At 57.0% G+C, this 23,128-nt stretch carries 16 protein-coding genes and 1 riboswitch; of the genes, 3 read left to right on the top strand and 13 right to left on the bottom strand.

Annotation, left to right across the window (positions count from 1 at the left end):
* Window positions 1-21: 21 nt before the first annotated feature.
* Window positions 22-1,695, top strand: a complete 1,674-nt coding sequence (locus tag M3089_RS04300) for a glycoside hydrolase family 43 protein (protein ID WP_394802241.1) — start codon at window positions 22-24, stop codon at window positions 1,693-1,695.
* Window positions 1,696-1,765: 70 nt separating this feature from the next.
* On the opposite strand, the gene M3089_RS04295 is transcribed toward M3089_RS04300, so the two are convergent.
* A complete protein-coding gene (locus M3089_RS04295) occupies window positions 1,766-2,473 on the bottom strand; it encodes an MBL fold metallo-hydrolase (protein WP_249081921.1) in 708 nt (235 codons plus the stop codon).
* Between the two features lie 912 nt (window positions 2,474-3,385).
* On the opposite strand from M3089_RS04295, the gene M3089_RS04290 reads away from it, so the two are divergent.
* Window positions 3,386-4,642, top strand: a complete 1,257-nt coding sequence (locus M3089_RS04290) for an aminoacetone oxidase family FAD-binding enzyme (protein WP_249081920.1) — start codon at window positions 3,386-3,388, stop codon at window positions 4,640-4,642.
* A gap of 195 nt (window positions 4,643-4,837) precedes the next feature.
* On the opposite strand, the gene M3089_RS04285 is transcribed toward M3089_RS04290, so the two are convergent.
* The 4 genes from M3089_RS04285 to M3089_RS04270 all read right to left on the bottom strand — a co-directional run bounded on the left by M3089_RS04285 (window position 4,838) and on the right by M3089_RS04270 (window position 11,953).
* A complete protein-coding gene (locus M3089_RS04285; protein ID WP_205108477.1) occupies window positions 4,838-6,136 on the bottom strand; it encodes a hemolysin family protein in 1,299 nt (432 codons plus the stop codon).
* Between the two features lie 73 nt (window positions 6,137-6,209).
* A complete protein-coding gene (locus M3089_RS04280) occupies window positions 6,210-8,009 on the bottom strand; it encodes a M6 family metalloprotease domain-containing protein (RefSeq protein WP_249081919.1) in 1,800 nt (599 codons plus the stop codon).
* A 76-nt stretch (window positions 8,010-8,085) separates the two neighbouring features.
* Complete coding sequence (locus M3089_RS04275) at window positions 8,086-9,735, bottom strand: fumarate hydratase (RefSeq protein ID WP_205108473.1); 1,650 nt, start codon at window positions 9,733-9,735, stop codon at window positions 8,086-8,088.
* 478 nt (window positions 9,736-10,213) lie between these two features.
* Window positions 10,214-11,953, bottom strand: a complete 1,740-nt coding sequence (locus tag M3089_RS04270) for an ATP-binding protein (protein ID WP_249081918.1) — start codon at window positions 11,951-11,953, stop codon at window positions 10,214-10,216.
* 590 nt (window positions 11,954-12,543) lie between these two features.
* On the opposite strand from M3089_RS04270, the gene M3089_RS04265 reads away from it, so the two are divergent.
* On the top strand, window positions 12,544-13,059 hold the full coding sequence (locus M3089_RS04265; RefSeq protein WP_249081917.1) for a hypothetical protein: 516 nt from the start codon (window positions 12,544-12,546) through the stop codon (window positions 13,057-13,059).
* 292 nt (window positions 13,060-13,351) lie between these two features.
* On the opposite strand, the gene M3089_RS04260 is transcribed toward M3089_RS04265, so the two are convergent.
* The 8 genes from M3089_RS04260 to M3089_RS04225 form a co-directional block, all read right to left on the bottom strand.
* A complete protein-coding gene (locus M3089_RS04260) occupies window positions 13,352-13,930 on the bottom strand; it encodes a flavodoxin family protein (RefSeq protein WP_205108467.1) in 579 nt (192 codons plus the stop codon).
* Window positions 13,927-15,318: a phosphoglucosamine mutase gene (gene glmM / locus M3089_RS04255; protein ID WP_249081915.1), complete on the bottom strand. Its 1,392-nt coding sequence runs from the start codon at window positions 15,316-15,318 to the stop codon at window positions 13,927-13,929. The genes M3089_RS04260 and glmM overlap by 4 nt, the downstream gene beginning before the upstream one ends.
* Window positions 15,319-15,942, bottom strand: coding sequence for a DUF4827 domain-containing protein (locus tag M3089_RS04250; protein ID WP_205108463.1), 624 nt, complete (start codon window positions 15,940-15,942; stop codon window positions 15,319-15,321).
* Between the two features lie 142 nt (window positions 15,943-16,084).
* The gene (locus M3089_RS04245) at window positions 16,085-17,122 is read right to left on the bottom strand and encodes a DHH family phosphoesterase (RefSeq protein WP_249081913.1); all 1,038 of its coding nucleotides are present in this window, start codon (window positions 17,120-17,122) and stop codon (window positions 16,085-16,087) included.
* Window positions 17,123-17,529: 407 nt separating this feature from the next.
* Window positions 17,530-19,062 carry an acyl-CoA carboxylase subunit beta gene (locus M3089_RS04240; protein ID WP_249081911.1) on the bottom strand — a complete coding sequence of 511 codons (1,533 nt, stop codon included), beginning with the start codon at window positions 19,060-19,062 and terminating at the stop codon, window positions 17,530-17,532.
* Complete coding sequence (locus M3089_RS04235; protein ID WP_249081909.1) at window positions 19,059-19,574, bottom strand: acetyl-CoA carboxylase biotin carboxyl carrier protein subunit; 516 nt, start codon at window positions 19,572-19,574, stop codon at window positions 19,059-19,061. Before M3089_RS04235 ends, M3089_RS04240 begins: the two co-directional genes overlap by 4 nt.
* Window positions 19,575-19,730: 156 nt before the next feature.
* On the bottom strand, window positions 19,731-21,242 hold the full coding sequence (accC, locus tag M3089_RS04230) for an acetyl-CoA carboxylase biotin carboxylase subunit (RefSeq protein ID WP_249081907.1): 1,512 nt from the start codon (window positions 21,240-21,242) through the stop codon (window positions 19,731-19,733).
* Window positions 21,243-21,288: 46 nt separating this feature from the next.
* A riboswitch (cobalamin riboswitch) is annotated at window positions 21,289-21,500 on the bottom strand.
* 384 nt (window positions 21,501-21,884) lie between these two features.
* Window positions 21,885-22,796, bottom strand: a complete 912-nt coding sequence (locus tag M3089_RS04225) for a glycosyltransferase family protein (RefSeq protein ID WP_205108453.1) — start codon at window positions 22,794-22,796, stop codon at window positions 21,885-21,887.
* Window positions 22,797-23,128: the final 332 nt, after the last annotated feature.

Below are 23,128 nucleotides of genomic sequence, written 5' to 3'. Positions count from 1 at the left end.
AACATACCAAAACTGAAAACAATGACTATCAAGACCAAATTGCAAACCCTGATTGCCGCAATGATGGCCACAACGGCAATGTCAGCACAACAGCAGGCCTGCTTCAACTATTTCAGATACAGCGGCAACGACACACGGTTCGACAGACCCATAGACCGAACCCGCCAATACTTCAACCCCATACTCGCAGGATTCTACCCCGACCCTTCGGTTTGCAGAAAGGGAGACACCTACTACATGGTCAACTCCTCATTCGGATTCTTCCCCGGCGTACCCTTATTCACAAGCCAAGACCTCGTAAACTGGAAGCAGGCAGGCCACGTGCTCGACAGGCCCGGGCAGCTCCCGCTCGGAGGCCAAGGGGTGTCTGGCGGCATATTTGCCCCTTCCATAGCGTACAACGAGCACAACAACACCTTCTACATGATTACCACAAACGTTGGCCGGGGCAACTTTTTCGTAAAGTCGGCCAATCCGGAAGAAGGCTGGAGCGACCCTATATGGCTGCCGACGGTGGGCGGTATAGACCCGTCGTTTTTCTTCGACGAAGACGGCAGCGCTTACATAGTGAACAACGACGAGCCGCGCGGTGGCAGCGGCTACGACGGCGAGAGAAGCATCATGTTGCACAAATTCTGCGTCGAAGGCGACAGCACGACGGGCGAGCAGATCGAAATAATACGCTCGGGCAGCCATGTTGAGCAAAAGCCGATATGGATTGAGGGCCCCCACCTTTACCGCATTGGCAAGTATTACTACCTGATGTGCGCCGAAGGTGGAACAGGGGCAAGGCATTCGGAAGTAGTTTTCAGGGCAAGGCATCCAGAAGGCCCGTGGGAGGAATATGCCGAAGGCAACCCTATACTCACCCAGAGGGATGGCCTCGACCCGCTACGCCCCGACCCTGTGACAAGCGCCGGCCACGCCGACCTGGTGCAGACACCCGAAGGACAGTGGTACGCCGTGTTCCTGGGATGCCGCCCTTACGAAGCCGACATGTACAACACCGGGCGCGACACCTACCTGCTGCCTGTGTCATGGAGCGACGGGTGGCCAACCATTCTCAAGGCCGGGAAAGCCATCGAGACAGTAATCGACAAGCCCGGGCTGCAACCCGGAGGCGACTTGCTGACGGGCAACTTCACTTACACCGACAGTTTCAGGCAAGCCAGGCTGCACCACCGGTGGATAATGCTGCGCAACCCTACCGACTTCTATGCCACCGGCACGACACGCGGACTGGCCATCACGCCAAAGCCGGTGAACATATCGCAACGCCAATCGCCCGCGGCTGTGTTCGCCAGGCAGCAGCACACCGACTTCACGGCCGAGACCGAACTTACCTTTGAGCCTAAGTCGGAGAAAGACCTGGCCGGCATGGTGCTGCTGCAAAACGAAGACTACAACATCGTGATGGGCAAGACCATGGTGGACGGTCGCCCTGCCATAACCCTGACACGCACCGAGAAAGGCAGCGTGAGGGTGGCCACGGCCATGCTCACAGGCCCGGAGGCTGCGTCGCCGCTGCGGCTCAGGATATGCGGACGGGGCAGATACTACGACTTCGACTACTCTGCCGACGGCAAGCAATGGCAAACGCTGGCCCGAGGGGTCGACGCCTCGTGTCTGAGCACAGCTCTCGCGGGAGGATTCACCGGCACGTGCATAGGCCTTTATGCCACCAGCGCCAACTGAACGGCACGCCCCCGGCCACCATGCCGGCCGAGCCAAGTCTACAGCAGCCACTACACCGAAAGGGCGCCCGTCAGACACAGATGCTTTGGCCCGGGCATGACGGCAGCCAGAACCGGCCGCACAGCGGCGAGGCCTCAGGCTCGAAAGCGGCCGCCGAGCCTGCCCCGGAAGCGGTAAAGTGCATGGGCACAAACAGCGAGGTATGCACACGCTCCAAAAACTGGCGCGGCCCGCGCATGTAACCGCCCCCTATGCGGGCATCGACAGGAAAGAACGCCACGTCGACTCTGTCGGCAACCTTGCACACATCCTTCAGTTCGCCGAGATACATTGCTTCGGCCCGATTGTCGCCTACGCCTGCACCGGGCTGTGAAGGCTGCCAGTTGTTAAGGTCGCCGGCATGGAAAAGCCTGCAGCCATCCACGTCGATGACAAACGAAACGCCCGAGTCGGTAGACCCCGTGGCGCCGACCGAAATGTTGCCGTCGGCATAGCTGCCGCCTTTGGCCAGCCAGTGGGCCGCATCCTTTGGGGCGCGGCGGCGGCGCATGATATCCTTCGACAGCACGTATGTCACCCCACCCCGACCGCGCCCCCAGTCAAGCACGGCGGGGTTGAAGTGGTCTTCGTGGAAATGGGAGGCAAGCACATAGATCGGCTTGCCGCCAGCGAGCAGTGGCCCGATGACGCCGGCAGGGTCTTGCCAGAAGTCTATGACAACGGCGCTCTGCTCTGTCTCGACCGCGAAACCACTATGATAAATGTATGTCAGCTTCATGTTCAAACGTATGTTTATGCCTGATTAGGCTTATGAATGTCTGCATCCTGCCAAATGCAATCAGTAGGCATGAGCCTGAAGAAGCAATCACCCGATGCCCCCGTTCATCGTATTAGCCTGCATCACCCACCAAGGCTGTTGTCCGCCAACTACGGGCGACGGTAAGGAAACCTGACTACAGTCAACTACCGATGAGTGCTTGGCAACTTGCTGACATCCATTTTACGCGCTTTACCCCAAACGGCCGTCAGACCGCCGCATGCCTGTCTCGGCATTCTTTTTATCATTGCCAAACCCACCCACGCTCTATGACGCTTCGTGCATGCGCCTTGCCACGCACCGGCCCGATGCACCTTCGGCAATGGCTACGGCCAACCAGCACCGCAACCGGACGCAACAGCCATGGGGCAATATCGCCGATTGGCAGCCCAGACCACCGCCTGCAACCGTAGCGCAGCCCAAGCAATCCTGCCGGAAAGGCCGTTTCACGGTGCAAAACGGCCCGAACGGGAACGCAGAACGGCCTGAACGGGAACGCAAAACGGGCCATTCGGCAAGTGGCTGGCATACAGGCAGTTGCACAACGGCATTTTAGTCATGGCGATTTCTGGCCGAACCAACCGCACTGCACCGCCACCCCCGGCTCTTCACGGAGCTAAGCCGGCCAAGGCAAAGTTAACCATTTTCCGCCGAAAAACGCGCGATCAAAACCTCATTTTGCTGCGGAAGCGGGCTTTTACGGGGCCTGCCTACCGCCAGCCGGCGCATTATTACGGAGAGGGCGAGGCTTTTCTCGCGATTTTTTATTAAGTTTGCAGACCGATGGGCCGGCTTAGGCCACAAACCGGGCCCGGCCGAGGCGGGCCACTACGGCCGCCACACCGCCCGGAAAAGCAAACAACCAGACAAACGATGAAGATAGCAATAATAGGGGCAGGGGCAGCCGGATGCTTTGCCTCGATACAAATAAAGCGGCTTTGCCCCACTGCCGACGTGACTGTATATGAAAGCGGCCGAAAGCCTCTGGCCAAGGTCTCGGTGACCGGCGGAGGCCGCTGCAACCTTACAAACACATTCGACAACGTGCGCAGCCTTGCCTCCGTATATCCCCGTGGCGAGAAACTGATGAAGCGACTGCTCAAAGAGTTCGGGCCCACCGATGCGTGGCAATGGTTTGAGGCCGAAGGCGTAAGGCTTGTGGCACAACCCGACGGCTGCGTGTTTCCCGCCTCGCAAGACGCCATGGAGATTGTGGGCACCCTGCTCCGCCTGATGGAGCGCAACGGGGTAAGGCTGGAAACGGGCCACAGGGTGAGCCTTGTCACCCCTGACGGCGCCAGCGGCTGCAACCGGTTCGTCATAAGTTTCGCTGCCGAAGGGCTCGCGCCACGGCAGGCCGACATAGTGCTTGTGGCCAGCGGAGGCAGTCCGAAGGCGGCAGGCATGGCCATGCTTGCGCCCACGGGGGTGGCGACGGTGGCCCCGGTGCCGTCGCTGTTCAGCCTGTGCCTGCCCGGCGACAGCATCACCGGGCTTACAGGCACGGTGGTGAAGCACGCCACGGCAAGCATGACCGGAACAAAACTGAAGGCCTCGGGGCCGCTGTTGATAACCCACTGGGGCATGAGCGGCCCGGCGATACTAAAGCTGTCGGCCCATGCGGCGCGCCTGTTGCATTCCAACGGCTACAAAGCCGACATAGCCATCAACTGGCTCGGCGAATGCAATGCACAAGACGCCATGGAGACCATTGCCAAACTGGCGGCAGACAACCCGAAGAAACAACTGGCTTCGGCTTATCCGGCGCAACTGAACGCCCGCCTTTGGATGCACATAATAGGCAAAGGCGGGCTCAACCCTGCCATGAGGTGGGGAGAGATGGGCCGCAAAGGCATGAACAAACTGGCGGCTGCGCTTACGGCCGACATATATCATGCCGACGGCAAGTGCCGTTTCAAAGAAGAGTTCGTTACCTGCGGGGGCGTGGCGCTCGGCGGCATAAATCCCTCGACGCTCGAGAGCCGCAGCTGCCCCGGTCTGTTTGTTGCCGGCGAAGCGCTCGACGTCAACGGCGTCACCGGAGGTTTCAACCTCCAGGCCGCATGGACAACGGGCCACGTGGCGGCAAGTGCCATTGCCAAACTGTGCCGCCACGGCGCCACGGATTAACCCCCTAACCGGCCATCAAGACCGAGGGGGATATGCAATACCGATTTCCACGGCTTTCAAATCGCTCCAAAGCTGCTGCCGGCATCTTGCCGCCCGCTACGCCACGGCTCATGCCTCAAAGCCACAGGCAAGGGCGGCTGCCAACCAACACGGCAACACAACCAAACCACAGTGGCCCCGAACGGCCTGCCGGGGTCAATCGTCCTGCTCCTTAGACGGCTCTTTTACCCGGGTCACAAGCAGCTTGTCTATGCGCGCCCCGTCCATGTCGATGACTTCAAACTTGAAAGACTCCCACACGAAAGTTTCTCCGCAGTCGGGCACATGGTCCAATTGGAACAGGCACAACCCGGCCACGGTGTTGTAGTCCTCGTCGTCGAGCAAGTCTTCCTCGCCGAAATAGCTCAAGAAATCATACATGGGGCATTGGCCGTCGACAAACCATTCCTCGCCTTCCTTGCGCGGTATGATGTACGGTTCCTCCTCGGCCGGCTCCTGCACCGTGCCGACAAGGCTCTCAAGAATGTCATTAAGGGTGATTATGCCTATGCACGATCCGAATTCATCACACACCAACCCTGTGCTTATGTGTTGCGCCTTCATGTCTTCAAGCACCTTGTACACATCGGTGTTCTCGTAGAAATAGGTAGGCTTGTGCATTATCTTGCGCAGGTCGAAGTCGTTGTTGCCGAGCGTGAGAAACAGGTCTTTTATCGAAACGATGCCCTTCACGTGGTCGAGGTCGCCTTCGGCCACGGGGTATACGGCATACATGTTCTCCTTGATTATCTCTCTCACCTCGTTGGCCGTCATCGAGCAATCGAGCCATGTTATCTCGCTGCGATGCGTCATTATGGCATCCACCTCGAGGTCGCCTACGAGAAACACACGCCGCATGATGTCTTGCTCCATCGGTTGCACCTCTCCGTCTTCGGCCCCTTCGCGTATTATAGACTTTATCTCTTCCTCGGTCACCTTGCTGCCCTTGTCCTTCAGGCCCGTAAGACTGAAGATGAGCGAGGTGCTCTTAGACAGAAGCCACACGAAAGGATAGGCCACAAGCGACAGGCCGTACATGGGCACGGCCACCAGCTTGGCGGCTTTCTCGGCCACGGTGAGCCCGATGCGCTTAGGCACAAGCTCGCCGAAGATAAGCGTGAGGTAGGTCACCACAATCACGATGATGGCCTGCGAGAGCACAGACGCGTAATGTGAGGTCACCCCAATGCCGGCGAGCCATTCAGAAAAGATGACCGCCACCTTGTTGCCTGAGTAAATACCGGTAAGGATTCCGATGAGCGTAATGCCTATCTGGACGGTGGAAAGAAAACGGTCGGGCTCTTTCGCCAGCTTCAGCGCATACCGCGCAGAGCGCAGCCCGCTGTCAGCATCGGTAGAAAGGCTCGACTTTCGGGCGGAAATCAATGCAATTTCCGACATGGCAAACACACCATTGAGTAGGATTAGGCCAATAATGATGAATATTTCGTCCATTAAATGATTTGTGAATATATACTTCTTTCCGGGCTGAAACGGCGGCGGGAGAAGAGCCTCCCGCCTTTTGCCGTCATTGTTTTATTACTTTTATTGTTGTTCCGTTACTTGATTTCACCATATATACACCTGCGGGCAGCATGTCTGGCAGCCCGTCATAGGCGTCGACACGGGCCACACACCGGCCCGAAGCATCGAACACCGTTGCCGGATTGCCTTCCAGCAAGCCGTCGGTGGCTGTCTCGACGGTTGCAATGCCGGAGTTGTCGGCCCCGCCCATAAAGTCGAACGACACCTCGCCCGTGGCATTGTCGCGCCTTATGTGCGTTATGGGCTTGCCCATGAATTTCGTTCCGCGCACGTTGGTGTTGAACACCGTGGCTGCCGGACGAGAGTTGTCGGTGAGCGAGTCGCGCCTGTTGTAAGGATAAGTCACGCGCGACGAGTTGGGGTCATAAATGCCGCTGGCCGGTATGATGGCCACGCCGAAGTGGTCTTCGTCGTCGTTCACGCTGTTGTAATACCATTTATCGGCATCATAATCAACATGCATCACTATCAGTCCGTTGCCGGGCACGTAGGCGTCCCAGCCTGTCATGCGCCGGTTTTCGAGCAGGTAATACTCGTCGACGTCGCCATAGCAGTCGTTGCGCACCTTGTAGGCGGTGCCTCCGTCGCTCATAGGCAGAAGCCCGGTGACCGTCGTCGGTTCTGTCAGCTCTACGGCCTGGGCCCATCCGCTGAGCTCTTTCTCATGTATGGTATAGTTTGGCGGGCACCATCCGTTGGCATTGTAGCACCCGCTGGAAAGCAGGTCCCAATCGCCGAGCATGTCGTCTCCGCCCGTAGTATTGTAGAAGTCGGGCAACCCAAGGCAGTGTGAGAACTCGTGGCAGAACGTTCCGAGGCCGCTGAGCTCACCGCGGTTGTATGTCTCAATGCCATAGAGCTCGCATCCGCAGGCATAGGTGTCTATCTTGACTCCGTCTACCTCATAGCCGTCGGGCCACTGCCTGTAGGCCGACACATAGTATTCGTGAGGCCAGATGAAGCTTGTGGGATTGCCAGTGCTGGCCTGTCCGCCGCCGGCATAGAGCACAAACACCTGGTCTACCTCGCCGTCGCCATCCCAGTCGTAATCGCGGAAATTGACTCCGGCGGCCTTTGCCGCATCGCAAGCCTCAACCACCAGCTCGCCGACATGAATGTCTATCATGCCTATCGAGTCTCTGCTGGTGCCCGAATAGTCGGCTCCGTAATAATTGCGGTTGTGCTTTGCCATGACAGGGCCTATGATGTCGAACTTCAGGTTGAACAGTCCGGCGCTCTGGTCGGCAAAATAGTCGCTCACGCTGCCGTTGGCCCCGAAGTCGTTGAAGCCCTCCTTGTTGAGTATGTCGCCCCATACGCCATTTGCGTCAGCGTCGTAAAACCTCTTGTCGGGAAACTCCATCATTACCACAAGGCCCCGATGCTCGCTGCCGTCGGCCAGAGCCCTCGTTGCCGTTCGGTTTGAGGCGCGGCGCTTGGCCACGTAAGCAGCCCTGGCCGAACGCTTGACCACGGCTTCAACCGAAGCGAGCGACGACACCTGCCTGCGCTCCTGGGGCGAACGGCGGGCCTGCTCGTGGGCAACCACTCCCGACGACTTCAGGCTGAAGCCCAACGCATCGGCATAGCAGAAGTCGCCATTGGCATCGCGCAAGAGTGGCACGCCATCCTCTGTGAGGTAGTAGTGCATGTTCTCATCTCCACACAGGCGCACGGTTATTGTTGTGCCATCAGACTGCGTGAACGTGCGCCATACAGACTGGGCCGGCACTGCCCCCACCCTGACAGAGCTAAAGAGCAGCGCCATTGATGCTAATGTCAATCCAAGTTTTTTCATATCTTATCAGTAAAGAAAATAGTCCCCGCCCCGGGTCGAGGTGAGGACTAATGTCTTGCATTTATTTGCCGCACACGGGAGCCCAAGGCTTCAGTTGCTTAAAGAAGTCGTTGCCCTTGTCGTCAACAAGTATGAACGCGGGGAAGTCCTTAACCTCTATCTTCCAGATGGCCTCCATTCCGAGCTCCGGATACTCTACGCACTCAATGCTCTTGATGCTGTTCATCGAGAGCACGGCAGCCGGGCCGCCTATGCTTCCGAGGTAGAAGCCGCCGTGCTTCTTGCAGGCGTCGGTGACCACCTGCGTGCGGTTGCCCTTGGCTATCATCACCATCGAACCGCCGTGGTCTTGGAACTCGTCTACGTAGGGGTCCATGCGGTTGGCCGTTGTTGGGCCCATCGATCCGCAGGGCATTCCCTCGGGCGTCTTTGCCGGCCCGGCGTAGAGCACGGGATGGTCTTTGAAGTACTGCGGCAGGTCTTCGCCGGCATCAAGGCGGGCCTTGAGCTTTGCATGGGCGATGTCGCGTGCCACGATGATGGTGCCGTTGAGGCTCACTCGTGTGGCCACGGGATACTGCGAAAGTATGTTGCATATCTCGCTCATGGGCTGGTTGAGGTCTATGCGCACGGCATTGCCCTCGCCTGCGTTACGCAGTTCTTCGGGTATGAGCGAGCCGGGGTTGTCGTCCAGTTTCTCTATCCATATACCGTCCTTGTCTATCTTTGCCTTTATGTTGCGGTCGGCCGAGCAGCTCACGCCGAGGCCTATCGGGCAGCTGGCGCCGTGGCGCGGCAGACGGATTACGCGTATGTCATGGGCGAAATACTTGCCGCCGAACTGTGCGCCAAGGCCAATCTTGTGGGCCTCGTCGAGCAGTTGCTTCTCCAGCTCCACGTCGCGGAAGGCGCGCCCTGTCTCGTCGCCCGTCGTTGGCAGGTTGTCGTAATAGTGTGTCGAGGCGAGCTTTACCGTGAGCAGGTTCTTCTCTGCCGATGTGCCGCCGATGACAAAGGCTATGTGGTAAGGCGGGCAAGCGGCCGTGCCGAGCGTCTTCATCTTCTCGACAAGGAAGGGGACAAGCGTGCCTGGGTTCTGTATGCGGGCCTTTGTCTCTTGGTAGAAGTATGTCTTGTTGGCCGAACCGCCCCCCTTGACCACGCAGAGGAACTTGTATTCGCAGCCCTCGGTGGCCTCGATGTCTATCTGTGCGGGCAGGTTGCAGCGCGTGTTCACCTCGTCATACATGGTGAGCGGGGCGTTCTGTGAGTAGCGCAGGTTCTCCTCGGTGTATGTCTTGTAGACGCCGAGCGACAGTGCCTCCTCGTCGCAGAAGCCTGTCCACACCTGCTGGCCCTTCTCTCCGTGGATGATGGCCGTGCCTGTGTCCTGGCAGAAAGGCAGCTTGCCCTTGCACGAAACCTCGGCATTGCGCAGGAAAGTGAGCGCAACATACTTGTCGTTGTCGCTGGCCTCGGGGTCGCCCAGTATCTTTGCCACCTGCTCGTTGTGCGAACGGCGCAGCAGGAAATTAACGTCGCGGAAGGCGGCATTGGCCAGCATGGTCAGCGCCTCGGGCGATACTTTGAGAATGGGCTTGCCTTCAAACTCACCCATCGACACACCATCCTTGCTCAGGAGGTAATATTCTGTCTCATCCTTACCCAACTGGAACATTGGGGCATACTTGAAATCCGGTGTACTTGCCATAATAGTTATTTGATAGTTTAATGTCGGCCTGAACACTGGCGGGCCGAACCTGCAGGCGTTACCTGTTTGTCGGCGAGCCGCAGACGGCCGTGCGTGACGACTGCAAAGTTATAACTTTTTTCTGTATTTTGGCTATATTGTACACGATATTTAACGCAATTGACAGACGAATGGCTCTATATACCACCTGCAACAGGCTTAGGGGACTGTGGAGCCGGCCCGTCAACTGTCACGGCCACGGCACAGACGGGGCTAAGTTTTATTCTCCCGAACGAGCCGCGGACGCAAAGGCAGTGTAACCAACTGACAGCCAACACACTGCGACAGCGGGCCGTTGGCAAGCCAAGCCACAGCTTTTCGCATAGCGCTACAACGTGCATTTGGCGCGCCTTATAACCGTCGGCTGCAACCAAAGCCCATCAAGCTGGCTTAGGGTTCGCCCGTATCAACGCAAGCCGACAGTTGCCTAATGGCGTTATCACAGCGAAGCAATGAAGTCGTCAAGGTTACCTGCCTCACGACCGGAACCGATAAAACGCTCTTGCAACTTGGTTTTTGCTTTCGACACCGCACTCTTTGTCCTGCCCATGACCGTGGCCATGTCTGTACCGCTCAGCCCCCCGAGCCTGATAAGCAGGCACAGGTGGTAGTCTTGCTTGCTCAGTTTGCTGATGCCATAAAGACTCGCCTTAAAACCGGGTATCAGTTCGTTGACAAACGAATCAAGCTCATCCCATGCCGAATCAGACAGTATTGCACCGGCAGCAGCTGCATCCCTCACCATCATATATATTGAGGAACCGGCCAGACGTTCCTTTATGGTTGTGCGGATTGACCGCCGCCTGTTTGCCATGTCTACAAGGGCTTCGAGCTGAGCCTGCTGCATAACCAGTTGCTGAGCCTGTTGTGCGCCATGCCTTTCGGCCTCGCCAAGTTTCAATTGCAACTCTGCCATGCGCCCCTCCAGTTCTCTTATATGGGCATCGCTGTGCTCTGCCATGTCGCGCTTCAGTATTTCGAAGCGCATTTCGCGCGCCTTGGCCCTTTTGCGAACCCACAACAAACCCACTATCAGCAATGCCGCAAGCACAAAAGCAAGGCTGCCATAAAGCATTTTCCACATGTTGGCCCTGGCATTCTCCACTTCCAGATTGGCCGCCTTGGTCTTATAGTTGCTGTAATTGTAGCTCGCATTCATACGGGCCACCACGTCTGCAGCCTCAATCACCCTTACAGAGTCTGTGTATTTGTCATACAAATCAATATATCGCGATGCATTGCGAACGTCATTCCGAGCCGAATGATACATTACAAGAAGCCGACAGGCCTTTTGCTTGAAATAAACATCCCCTTTATCTAATAAATATAAACAATACATATTGCCCTTATCACATCTCCCTGTATTCATGCATACATCGGCCATAAGGCCATAAAACACCATTTTATCAGCATCATGTACATACTCCATATATGGTGCCAAACAACTATCAGCCATAGAATATTCACTATTCTTTATATAGTAAGAAGCCAAAGATGCTGTTATCTGCTTAACTAACAGAGAGTTTCTTTGAGTTTTTGCTAATGATATGGCACGATTAAAATACAATAACGCACTATCAATCTTATGCGAATCCATATAAGCAAAAGCCTGCTTTTCGAGACAATAAACCATCATTGCAGTGTCTTTACGTATCTGTTCCAAGTGATATGATGTTCTAAAATAATCTAACGAAGGAGCATACACGCCTTGGTTCAGCAATAAGAAACCTATTCTGAAATTAAGAGCACTGCGGAATTGCAAGTCCGTCGTATCAGCCAATGCGTCCATTGCACGTTGAAAATATTCTACTCCAGCAGGTGCATCCCCCAAATCATAGGCCACACTGCCCGCATAATAATAAGCACGCGACAACAAATTGCGGTCGCCACTGTTCTCGTAATGGTCTAATACAGCCATGGCCTCAACCTTATCACCCTCATTATATTTTATATAAGCCTTGCACTTGGCTTTAAGACGAAGCAACCTGTAATACCAACGAGAATCGTCGTCAAACTCAGATTGATGAGAAGACAATCCAGACAAAAAAGCAATGGCACTGTCAGGATTTGCCTCACAAAGACTGTCGGCAATAAGAAGCGAAGACGGATAACCTTGATGTCCGCACGAAAAGAGGCTGGACAAAACCAGGATAAAAGGAAATATAAATATTGACTTCATCCGTAATTAGAATAGATTTCTATCATGAAAGACCTTGTCAATTGGTCGTAAACCAACTTAAAACAGTAACACAAAGGTAGAAAAATTTACCCAACAAACCATAACAATGGCCATTTTTTCGCATTTCATGCATAACATTACACATTCATCCGAATTATATTCAATAATAAATCACTGCATGTTGTCAACTTTCAAAATGGCTGTTGAAAGGTAAACATTGACATTCCATATATTACAATCTGTTATTCGTGCGCAAAAATTCACCGTTGAACAAAAGTTGAAAAGCACAATTCAACTATAATTCAACTAATATATGAGCAATAATTCCACAAAAACCATAACTTTGTAACGCAATTTATTACAGGTTGAAACCTTGCTATCATGAAACAGGAAGCAGCTCCGCTCATGACGCTCGCATAAGCAACAGCCATTGGCACCAATGACGCAATGGTGGAAAAGTGAAGCAAGCACACAACATGCACAACGATTGCAAACGGCATGCAGGGTCACACGATACAATAAATAATATCCGTGGCCGACGGCAGCGCCAAGTTATGGAACACTGACATATTCTTCAAATAAAACCGTTTATGCTTATGGAAATACGGAGGTTTACACTCATCATGATGCTAACAGGATGCTTTGCGGCAGCGGCTCAGGCACAAAAGAAAGAACTGACGCTTGGTGTCGACGCCCACTCTTCGTTCTACGACATGTCGTTTGCTCCGATAGAACTGGGCCTCGACGTTGGCTACGGCTTCACCAACTGGCTGAAAGCCGGGCTGCGCATAGAGCAGTCGATAGCCCTCATGGAAGAAGGCGACGCGCGGACGTTTGCCAAGAACAACACTGCAGGAGCCTTTGCCTGCTTCGAGATGCTGCACTTCAACACGTGTGCGCTGTCGCTGAAAGCCTCGGGCGGCGCTTCGCTGAAAAGCGACGACTGGAAATACGTATATTACGACGGCTACCTCTGCCTTTCTAAACGCAAGGGCGACCTCGGCACCAACGTCGGCATAGGAGTCAGATATTACGACTCGCGCTCCGAATTCATGGACAACAAACTGCGCGGTTACTTGTCGATAGGAGTATCTTACACGCTATAGACACAGCCTGGAAACGGCAAACGGGGCGCAAGCCCGGCTCCCGTATGGCGGCGTTGACACCATGGCCAACCAATCGGCATGTCGCTCAACGCCGCTAAACCAACACTGTGCGTATGGCCGCCAAACAAAATCATTGCGCTTGTGGCACGCCGGCCAAACGCCCAAGCACCCTTTGCGGCATCATGCCGGCTGCTTTGTAGCCACGCAACACCCTGCAACTCGGGCAAAGGCTCAGGCCCGCACAGTCGGCTACAGGATATAGAAGCCCGTGTGCCACGCCGCCCCATCGAGGCTAAAGCCTGCCCACAAGCCTGGCGCAACGGCGCAACTTGCGGGCTCCTACCAGCGGCGCCCCTTTCGTTCCGCCATGCTGCACGGTGCCGACAATGCCGAAACCGCTGTAATGCAGTATCTCGCGCAAGGCCCTGACGGTGCCGGCCGATTGGCCGAACAGGATGTTGAAAGGCCACGGCGTGGTGCATGCAGTCACGATAATGGCCCGCTTGCCCTTGTGCAGAGGGCGCGGCAAGCCACGCTTCCCCTCGCCCATCATGGCGTAGACCATGCGGTCGAACAGCACCTTCAGCTGCCCCGGCATGTTGCCCCAGTAACAAGGGGCTCCCACAACCACGGCATCGGCATCACGCAAAAGCGCAGCCGTGCGGTGCGCATCGTCTTCGGGAAGCACGCAACAGCCTTTGGTCCGGCAAGCCATGCACCCCGTACATGGAGCCACATGCAGGTCGGCCATGCGCACGACGGCGACGTCGAACCCTTTGCCAACAGCCTCGCGCTCAATGGCCTCGAGCATGGTTGCCACATTGCCGCCACGGCGCGGGCTGCCGTTGATTACGAGCAGGCGACGGCTCATGCATTCTGCTGCATGTCGTAAACCACCTGCATCAGTTCCTTTCCGATGGCCTCGGCCTCGTCGATTGTCGGGGCCTCGCTGTAAACGCGTATTATCGGCTCGGTGTTCGACTTGCGCAGGTGAACCCATTTGTCGGGGAAGTCAATCTTCACACCGTCGATGTCGTTCACCTTCTGGTCTTTATACATCTGATTAACGCGCTCCAATATGGCATCTATGTCGGTGTCTGGCGTGAGGTCAATGCGGTTTTTGGCCATGAAATAGGTTGGCAGCCCTGCACGAAGCTCGCTCGCCTTGCACCCCTTGTGGGCCAAGGCCGACAGGAACAAGGCTATGCCAACCAGGGCGTCGCGCCCGTAATGGCTCTCGGGATATATTACCCCGCCGTTGCCTTCGCCACCGATGACGGCCCCCGTCTGCTTCATCAGCGTGGTCACATTGACCTCGCCAACGGCCGAAGCAGCATATTTCCCCCCGTGGCGCTCAGTGACATCGCGCAGCGCGCGGGTGGAACTGAGGTTGCTCACGGTGTTTCCGGGCGTGTGGGCCAGCACGTAGTCGGCCACGCTGACCAGCGTATACTCCTCGCCAAACATCTTTCCGTCTTCGCATATAAATGCAAGCCTGTCTACATCGGGGTCGACCACAATGCCAAGGTCGTAGGCCCCGCCACGCATCTCGGCCATTATCCCGCCCAGGTTTTTCTCAAGAGGCTCCGGATTGTGGGCGAAGTCGCCCGTGGGCTCGCCGTTGAGCATCTTGTAGCCAACGCCAAGGCTGTCGAGCAACTCAGGCAAGATGACGCCGCCCACGCTGTTGATGGCGTCGACACACACCTTGAACCCGGCCTTGCGCACAGCCTCAACGTCGACAAGCGACAGGGCCAGCACCGACTCGACATGGCGGCGTGCATACGACGAATCCTGCACGTAACGGCCCACATGGTCGACGTCGGCATAGCAGAAGTCTTCGGCCTCGGCCATGGCAAGCACCTCGTTGCCGTCGGCCTTGGTCAGGAACTCGCCCTCACTGTTTAGCAGCTTGAGCGCATTCCACTGCCTCGGGTTGTGGCTGGCGGTGATGATGATGCCCCCGTCGGCCCCCGACATGCGCACGGCGAGCTCGGTGGTCGGCGTCGTGGCGAGCCCTATGTCAACCACATCGAAGCCCATGCCAAGAAGCGTTCCGCAGACAATGCTGCGCACCATCTCGCCCGAGATGCGGGCATCGCGGCCCACCACTATCTTGCAACGCCCGCTGTTGCACCCACGCCTGATGAAGGCGGCGTAAGCCGTGGTAAACTTCACTATGTCAAGCGGGTTGAGCGTGTCACCCGTGCGGCCCCCGATGGTGCCGCGTATGCCGGATATTGATTTTATAAGCGTCATTTATCTTTCCCTCTGATAAGTTATCACATAATAACACGGATAAACGTTGGTCGAGGCATACGTCTGCCCCTGTGAGTGGGGCACGATGAGCTTGACCATGGCAATCTCCTCTCCGGGAGTGTTCTGCCGCCCTATGTTGATGTATGTAAAGGGCACCAGCCAGCCTGTAGGCACCGAAGAGCCATAAGTGGAATACATAACCCCGCTGACGAACGAGGCCGTGTAGGTGGCCCCGGTGCGCACAACGGTCATCTTGTCGTAATTGCGCGCGTCGTAGTCGTTGCGGGTCTGCATGGCCCGGTCGAGTATGTTGTATTCGGTGTAGCGGCACAGCACGTTGACCTGCTTGTTTTCCTCAAGCTCGTCGCCGCACCCCTTGCGCACTATCTGCATGTATACGCCGCTGTTGTCGAGGTATACAAACTCGTTGTCCTCGACGCTGGTGGAGTCGCCCTGCGCATGAAACTGGTCTTCGCCTATCACCTTTATCCCCTCTTCGGAGATGAAAGCGTTTATCGCATCCTGTTCTTTCTCTTTCTTCTCGCCATAGGTCTCGTAGTCGTTGCACGAAGCCAAAGCCAGCACGGCAACCATGGCGAGCACGGCATAAAAAGTCTTCTTCATTGTCGTTTCAAACATTTTGTCCACAGTGGCGGCCCGGGCGCTTCGGCGCCAATGCCCTGCATGCCGGCGGCAGCCACTGCGGGTAATGGAAAAATAGCGTGGCAAAGTTAATAAATTCTTTGCAACGAAGGGCATTATTAGGCTACTTTAACGTCGGTTCAAAGTGTGCTATGGCCCTCTTGGTTATCTCGACGGCCTCGTCGATGCTGCAGTTGAGCCTGCCGCCCGAGGCGTTGAGGTGGCCACCCCCGTTGAAAAACATCTCGGCAACCTTGTTGCACGGGAAGTCGTCGACGGAGCGCAGGCTCACCCACACGAGGTTGTCGCGGTCGCGGTCTTCGCGCAACGATATTGACAGTTTGAGCCCCTTAATCTGCAGCGGTATGTTCACCAGTCCCTCGGCGTCGCCTTTTATGAAGTGGAAATCGAGCAGGTCGCGCCGTGTGAGCGTGAAGAACGCGGCGTGGCGCGCCTTGTCTACCACGAGCTTGCGGTAGAGCACGTACCCCACGAGCCTGAGCCTGTTTTCGCTGTAGTTGTTGTAAACGTTGCGGTATATCTTGTCCTTGTCTATCTGCTTGGTCAGCAACTGGCTTATAATGAAGTATATGCCGGGGCGGGTGCTGTTGTATGTGAAGCCCCCCGTGTCGGTCATCATGCCGCAATACACCGGCGCGGCGAATGCCGCCCCCAGCCTGTCGAAGCCCCCGAGCTGCCACACCACCCTGAAAACAATCTCGCTCGTCGAGCACATCTCGGTGCGCGACACCATGAGTGCGCATCCGGGCATGTCGGGAGCCAGGTGATGGTCGAACATCACCTTTGGCGCGGCAGCCCCCACAAGGGCGTCGGCCATGGCGTCGGTGCGCGAAGGCTGGTTGAAATCAAGGCAGAACACCAGGTCGGAACCGGCAAACAGGGCGTCGGCCTCGTCCTTGCGCCTGTCGTAACGCACTATGGTGTCCGTGCCCGGCATCCATTGCAGGAAGTCGGGAAACTGGTCGGGCACCACTATGGCGGGCTCCTTGCCGAGCGTCTTCAGGTATTCGGCCCAGCCCAAGCTCGACCCTATGGCGTCGCCGTCGGGGTTGACGTGGCAACAAATCACTATATTGTGTGCGCCGTCTATAAGTGAGCGCAGCATGCCGCATTCGGCAGGCGATAACAAATCTTTAAGCATAACAGCTGCAAAGATACTTATTTATTGGCAAAAAACGTCATCAGCGGCATTAAAATATGCCGGCGGGCAGGATGGCGCGGCAAAAGCCGGCCGGAGCCGGACAAGGCGCAAATCACGACAATGCCGGCGCGGCCGGGCCGCGGCGGCGGCATCGCCCTGCCAAACGGGCCGTCCGGGCAGCCCGGACGGCCCGTTTGGCAGGGCTATCGGGGCCGTTTTGCAGCGCCACCACGCCCATGCGCCAACGCGCTGTGTGCCAGGCGGTTGCACCGACGGGGCCACACGGTAACAAATTACGACAAAATCAGTCGCCTGCCACATGCCCCAAGCCATTACAACACGGGCCGCCCGGCCACCTTGAGGCGGTGGCATGGCGGCCCGTGCACAAGCATCTGCCGACGCAGCTGCTACAGCGGCATGTTGCCGTGTTTCTTCGGCGGGTTGCTCTGGTTTTTGTTGCGGCACATCTCGAGGGCGCATATCAGCTTGCGGCGCGTGTCGCGAGGCATGATGACCTCGTCGATGAGCCCCCGCTCAGCCGTGCGGTACGGGTTGGAAAACTCCTCCTCGTAGGCAGCGGCGGCGGCGGCCTTCTCTTCTGCCGACGCCTTGCGGTAGAGAATGTTCACAGCCCCCGAGGCCCCCATGACGGCAATCTCGGCCTGTGGCCATGCCATGCACACGTCGGCGCCGGTGTTCTTGCTCGACATCACGATGTAGGCCCCGCCGTAAGCCTTGCGTGTAATCAGGGTAACCTTGGGCACCGTTGCCTCGGCGTAGGCATAAACAATCTTGGCCCCGTGGCGTATGATGCCTCCGTGCTCCTGCACCGTACCGGGCAGGAAACCGGGCACGTCTTCAATGGTAACGAGCGGGATGTTGAAACAGTCGCAGAAGCGTATGAAGCGCGCGGCCTTGTCGGAAGAGTCGATGTCGAGCACTCCGGCAAGGAAGGCCGGCTGGTTGGCCACGATGCCCACGGTCTGGCCTGCCAGCCGTGCGAAGCCCACCACGATGTTCTTGGCAAAGTGCGGCATGACCTCGAAGAAATAGTTGTCGTCTACCACCGGCTCTATAACGTCCTTGATGTCGTAAGGCTGGTTGGGGTCTTCGGGCACGACGGTCTGCAGGCTCTCCACCTTGCGGTTCACGTCGTCGGTGCACTGTGCCACAGGGGCGTCTTCCATGTTGTTGGGAGGCAGGAAACTGAGCAGCTCGCGCATCTCCATGAGCGTCTGTTCCTCCGACGAATACATGAAGTGGGCCACCCCGCTCTTGTTGCTATGGGTGTAGGCGCCGCCCAAAGTCTCTTTGTCCACCTCCTCGTTGGTCACAGCCTTCACCACGTCGGGGCCCGTGATAAACATGTGGCTCTTCTCGTCGACCATGAAAATGAAGTCGGTCAGGGCAGGCGAATAGCAAGCGCCTCCGGCACACGGGCCGAGTATGGCCGTGAGCTGCGGTATGACGCCCGACGCCATGGTGTTCTGATAGAATATCGATGCGAACCCTGCCAGGCTGCTGACGCCTTCCTGTATGCGTGCGCCGCCCGAGTCGTTCAGGCCGATGATGGGCGCCCCGGTCTTCAGCGCCATCTGCTGCACCTTGACAATCTTGGCGGCGTTGGTCTCGCTGAGCGACCCTCCGTGCACGGTGAAGTCGTAGGCATAGACAAACACCATGCGCCCGTCTATCTTTCCGTAGCCGCATACCACGCCGTCGCCCGGTATCTGCTTTTTGTCCATTCCGAAGCGGGTGCAGCGGTGGTTCACAAACTTGTCCACCTCGCAAAACGTGCCCTTGTCGAGCAACATGTCGATGCGCTCACGCGCCGTCATCCTTCCAGAAGCGTGCTGCTTCTCAATCTTGTCGAGCCCGCCACCCTGGGCAGCCCTCTTGTCCAGTTCCTCAAACCGGGCATATACTTCTTCTCTGTTCATTCTTCCTTGCTTAAGTCCAATTCAATCAACGTCTGGTTATCCTGTACCGAGTCGCCCTCGGCCACCAATATGCTGCGCACGGTGCAGTCGGAGCTCACCTTGTAGTTGCTCTGCATCTTCATTGCCTCGAGCACCACGGCTATGTCGCCGGCCTTGAGCCTGTCGCCCACGGCCACGGGTATGCTTACAACCTTGCCCGGCATGGGTGCCACAATCTTGTCCGACTGGCGCTCCGACGAGTCTTTGCGCAGGTGCAGGTACTTTGCCTGCGTGTCTACCACATCCACATGGTATGAGCGGTAGAACATGTTTACATCGTAACTCTTGCCACCCTCGCCCCTTATGAGCTCGGCGTTGTACGAGTTTCCTTCGTGAAGGATGGAGCAACTGCCGTTTTCGGCCATCACTATGTCAACCACAACCGGCTTGCCGTCGATGGTAAGCTCCACCCTGTTGCCTTCCTTGCTGACCAGTGTCACGTCGGCGACACGGTCTCCTATGTGTATCTCCATATTTTCTTATTAAGTTAAAACGGTTAATAGGCCAACGTGCAGGCGGGCCACCGTAATGCCCGGCCCTGCCCGGCGGCAATGGCCCGGGGGCCCAACGAGGGCCCGCACACCGGCCGGCGCGCCTACAGCACCGCCGGCCACGGCTTGCAGCCGCTGTTATATCCTGAGCACACCTTTCTGCAACCCGAACTCGCGCCAGCGGCTGATGGGCCGCGAGTCGACCGTCCGCACGGGCGTGTTTTCATCAAGGTTGAACAGATAGTCGACGTAGGCGGCAACCATGGCCATGTTCTCTATCTCCTCGTTGCCGCCGTTGGGACGCTGCAACGAACGTGAATATTTTTCAAGGAACGACGTGTCATACTCGCCCTTGACAAAAGCCGGGGCGTACATTATGCGCCTCAGGTAGCTTATGTTTGTCTTCAGGCCCGTTATCTTAAACTCATACAGCACTCTCCTCATGCGCTCTATGGCATACTGGCGGGTGACGGCCCACACTATCAGCTTGCCTATCATCGGGTCGTAGTACAGCGGTATCTCGTAGCCCTCGTACACATAGCTGTCTATCCTCACGCCAATGCCGTTGGGCTCTGTCAGCTGATGGATGACGCCGGGGCACGGTATGAAGCCGTTTTCGGTGTCTTCGGCGCAGATGCGGCACTCGATGGCGTGGCCGCGCTGGAAGAGTTCGTCCTGGCGGAAGCGCAACTTCTCGCCGTCGGCCACACGCAGCTGCTCCTTGACGAGGTCGACGCCCATCACCTCTTCGGTTATGGGGTGCTCCACCTGCAGGCGTGTGTTCATCTCGAGGAAGTAGAAGTGGCGGTACTTGTCAACCAGAAACTCTATCGTGCCGGCCCCCCTGTAGCCGACGGCCTTGGCTGCCGCCACCGCCTTGGCGCCCATCTCGCGCCTCAGCTCGGGCGTGAGGAACGGCGACGGGCTCTCTTCGACAATCTTCTGGTTGCGGCGCTGCACCGAGCACTCGCGGTCGAAGAGGTGCACAACGTTGCCATACGAGTCGCCGAGAACCTGGAATTCGATGTGGTGGGGCTCTTCGACGAACTTCTCGAGGTATACTGTGTCGTCGCCAAACGACGACAGCGACTCGGAGCGGGCGGCATCATAGGCCTCCTTCACCTCGTCGTCGCTGTGTATGAGGCGCATGCCCTTGCCCCCGCCTCCCATAGATGCCTTGAGCATCACGGGGTAACCTATTTCCCGGCAGATGCGCAAAGCCTCGTCGGCACTGCCCAACGGCTCGGTGGTTCCGGGCACCACAGGCACGCCGGCGGCCAACATGCGCTTCCGTGCGGCAATTTTGTCGCCCATTTCCTCCATGGTCTCGGCGGTGGGGCCGATGAAGATGATGCCCTCGGCGTCACAACGGCGCACAAAGTCGGCGTTTTCCGACAGGAAGCCGTAGCCGGGATGTATGGCGTCGGCCTTGCAATGCTTGGCTACGGCGATAATCTTTTCGATGTTAAGATAACTCTCGTGCGACTCTGCCGGGCCTATGCAATAGGCTTCGTCGGCATACATCACGTGACGGGAGGTGCGGTCCACCTCCGAGAACACAGCCACCGTGCGCAATCCCATCTCACGGCACGAGCGCATGACACGTACCGCTATCTCGCCACGGTTGGCTACTAAAACCTTTCTAATCATCCTTATTATATTAACAACATACTTGTCCGGCCAACCCACGGGCCGGTACAGCCTTAACCGAATGGCAGGTCTTCTGACTGACTCCTGTTTCTGAAACCTTCCCGAACTTTACACAAGTAAAGGCCAGTGGCGTTGAGTTTCCTTTCAGAACGTAAGCGGAGCTTCACAGCAGCGGGACTGTCCGGGAGTTCCACCCGATTCCCTTTTAATCCGGGGCGCGAGGTATCGGCGCCGGAACCAATTCGGGCGCAAAGGTAATACTTTTTCGTTTTATGGCCTAAAAAAATGCTAATTATTTTTAACCACCGCCGGTCGACAGACAGCCTGGCGCCTGGTTCGGCGCCGTTGCCTTGCTACCCAAACGCCCGCATCATCACCGCCGCGCCTTGCCCGGCGCCTTGCCCCGACGCAGCCCCATGAGCTTTCGGCATTGCCGGCCGCCACGACGTGCTGATTTACGGCGTTTACGCTTGTGCCCCGCAGACAGCCCGGGACTAACGCCGCACGCGGGCACAAGTGCTTTCAGGACCAAACTTACAACAGCGCCCAAGCCGAAAGCAAACAAAAAAACACGCCCCGGGGCACTTGCGGCGTTGCGCTGGGCTCCATGGGCGTGTTACGATTAAAACCTAAGAACAAAGTTCAGAAGAGCTTGGCGGGGTAAACGCCCTCGTCGATGAGGCTCTGTATCTTGTCTACCACTCCTTGGCGGTCGGCAGAGTAAGTAACTCCGAACCACTTGCTCGTAGTGTCTAGCACCTTGACCGTAGCCGTCTGCTCGTTGATGAGCTTGTTGACCATCAGCGGAATGAAGAACTCGGCCTTGGGGTTGGCCATGTTCTTCGGGTCGGCCAGGAACTCCTTGAAGTATGCCTCGCTGTGCTCGAAATAGTCGGGAGTGAAGCCCCACATGTTCATCGACACGGGAGTGTTGTCCTCGACGGGCACCCAGGCGCCCTGTTCGTCCTTATAGCATATCGGGCCGTCTACGCGCATGATCTCCGTACGCTCAACCACGGTGGTCAGGTTGCCCTTGTCGTCCTTCGAGCAAATGCCGCGTGCCACAGTGCCATTTTCCGAAAGGGTGTTGCCAACGCGGAATCCCACCATGGCATAGGCGTTCTTGCTGCCCTCGGGCAGGTCGGAAAGGAACTTGCCAATGACCATGAATGCGTCGCGGTTGTAGAAGTCGTCGCAGTTGATGACGCAGAACGGCTCGTGTATTACGTCCTTGGCCATGAGCACGGCATGGTTGGTTCCCCACGGCTTTACGCGCCCTTCGGGGCAGCTGAAGCCCTCGGGCAGTGCGTCGAGGCTCTGGAAGCACAGCTCTGCCGGCACGTGACCCTCATACTTGCTCAGTATTTTCTCGCGGAAATCCTGCTCAAAGTCTTTGCGGATGACGAAGACAATCTTGCCGAATCCGGCCTTGATGGCATCGTAGATAGAGTAGTCCATTATGGTCTCGCCGTTGGGGCCGAGTCCGTCGAGCTGCTTGAGCCCTCCGTAGCGGCTGCCCATGCCGGCGGCCAGGAGTAACAATGTTGGTTTCATAATCTTTTATATTTGGTGTTATTTATAGTTGCTTAAGTTTGATGCTTAGTTTATGCAAAAGTAACAAATATAGTTGAGAGTGGAGCAATGCGGCCGCATAGTTAATATTATTTAACCCCAGAATGACGCCGGGGCGCAAGGCGATGGCATTCAACTGCCGGCACATTGGCCGCCGGCCGCGGCGAAGGTGCAGCCCGCCACGCCGTCGGCAAGCGTCACGCCGGATGCCTCAGGCATGGCGGAAGCGCCGGTGGGGCATGCCTGCAATGCAAAAAACGAACAGCAGGCGGCATGGCGGCCGAGCGCAGGGGGCCCAATGTGGTGGCTGCCGG

The sequence above is a fragment of the Marseilla massiliensis genome (assembly GCF_023336985.1).
GTDB lineage: Bacteria > Bacteroidota > Bacteroidia > Bacteroidales > Bacteroidaceae > Prevotella > Prevotella intestinigallinarum.
This window is presented reverse-complemented; position numbering and strand designations above follow the sequence as displayed.

Bases quoted from the DNA above. Each gene is read 5' to 3' on its own strand.
- M3089_RS04300 (WP_394802241.1), top strand. From the start codon at position 22: ATGACTATCAAGACCAAATTGCAAACCCTGATTGCCGCAATGATGGCC.
- M3089_RS04295 (WP_249081921.1), bottom strand. From the start codon at position 2,473: ATGAAGCTGACATACATTTATCATAGTGGTTTCGCGGTCGAGACAGAG.
- M3089_RS04290 (WP_249081920.1), top strand. From the start codon at position 3,386: ATGAAGATAGCAATAATAGGGGCAGGGGCAGCCGGATGCTTTGCCTCG.
- M3089_RS04285 (WP_205108477.1), bottom strand. From the start codon at position 6,136: ATGGACGAAATATTCATCATTATTGGCCTAATCCTACTCAATGGTGTG.
- M3089_RS04275 (WP_205108473.1), bottom strand. From the start codon at position 9,735: ATGGCAAGTACACCGGATTTCAAGTATGCCCCAATGTTCCAGTTGGGT.
- M3089_RS04270 (WP_249081918.1), bottom strand. From the start codon at position 11,953: ATGAAGTCAATATTTATATTTCCTTTTATCCTGGTTTTGTCCAGCCTC.
- M3089_RS04265 (WP_249081917.1), top strand. From the start codon at position 12,544: ATGCTTATGGAAATACGGAGGTTTACACTCATCATGATGCTAACAGGA.
- M3089_RS04260 (WP_205108467.1), bottom strand. From the start codon at position 13,930: ATGAGCCGTCGCCTGCTCGTAATCAACGGCAGCCCGCGCCGTGGCGGC.
- glmM (WP_249081915.1), bottom strand. From the start codon at position 15,318: ATGACGCTTATAAAATCAATATCCGGCATACGCGGCACCATCGGGGGC.
- M3089_RS04250 (WP_205108463.1), bottom strand. From the start codon at position 15,942: ATGAAGAAGACTTTTTATGCCGTGCTCGCCATGGTTGCCGTGCTGGCT.
- M3089_RS04245 (WP_249081913.1), bottom strand. From the start codon at position 17,122: ATGCTTAAAGATTTGTTATCGCCTGCCGAATGCGGCATGCTGCGCTCA.
- M3089_RS04240 (WP_249081911.1), bottom strand. From the start codon at position 19,062: ATGAACAGAGAAGAAGTATATGCCCGGTTTGAGGAACTGGACAAGAGG.
- M3089_RS04235 (WP_249081909.1), bottom strand. From the start codon at position 19,574: ATGGAGATACACATAGGAGACCGTGTCGCCGACGTGACACTGGTCAGC.
- accC (WP_249081907.1), bottom strand. From the start codon at position 21,242: ATGATTAGAAAGGTTTTAGTAGCCAACCGTGGCGAGATAGCGGTACGT.
- M3089_RS04225 (WP_205108453.1), bottom strand. From the start codon at position 22,796: ATGAAACCAACATTGTTACTCCTGGCCGCCGGCATGGGCAGCCGCTAC.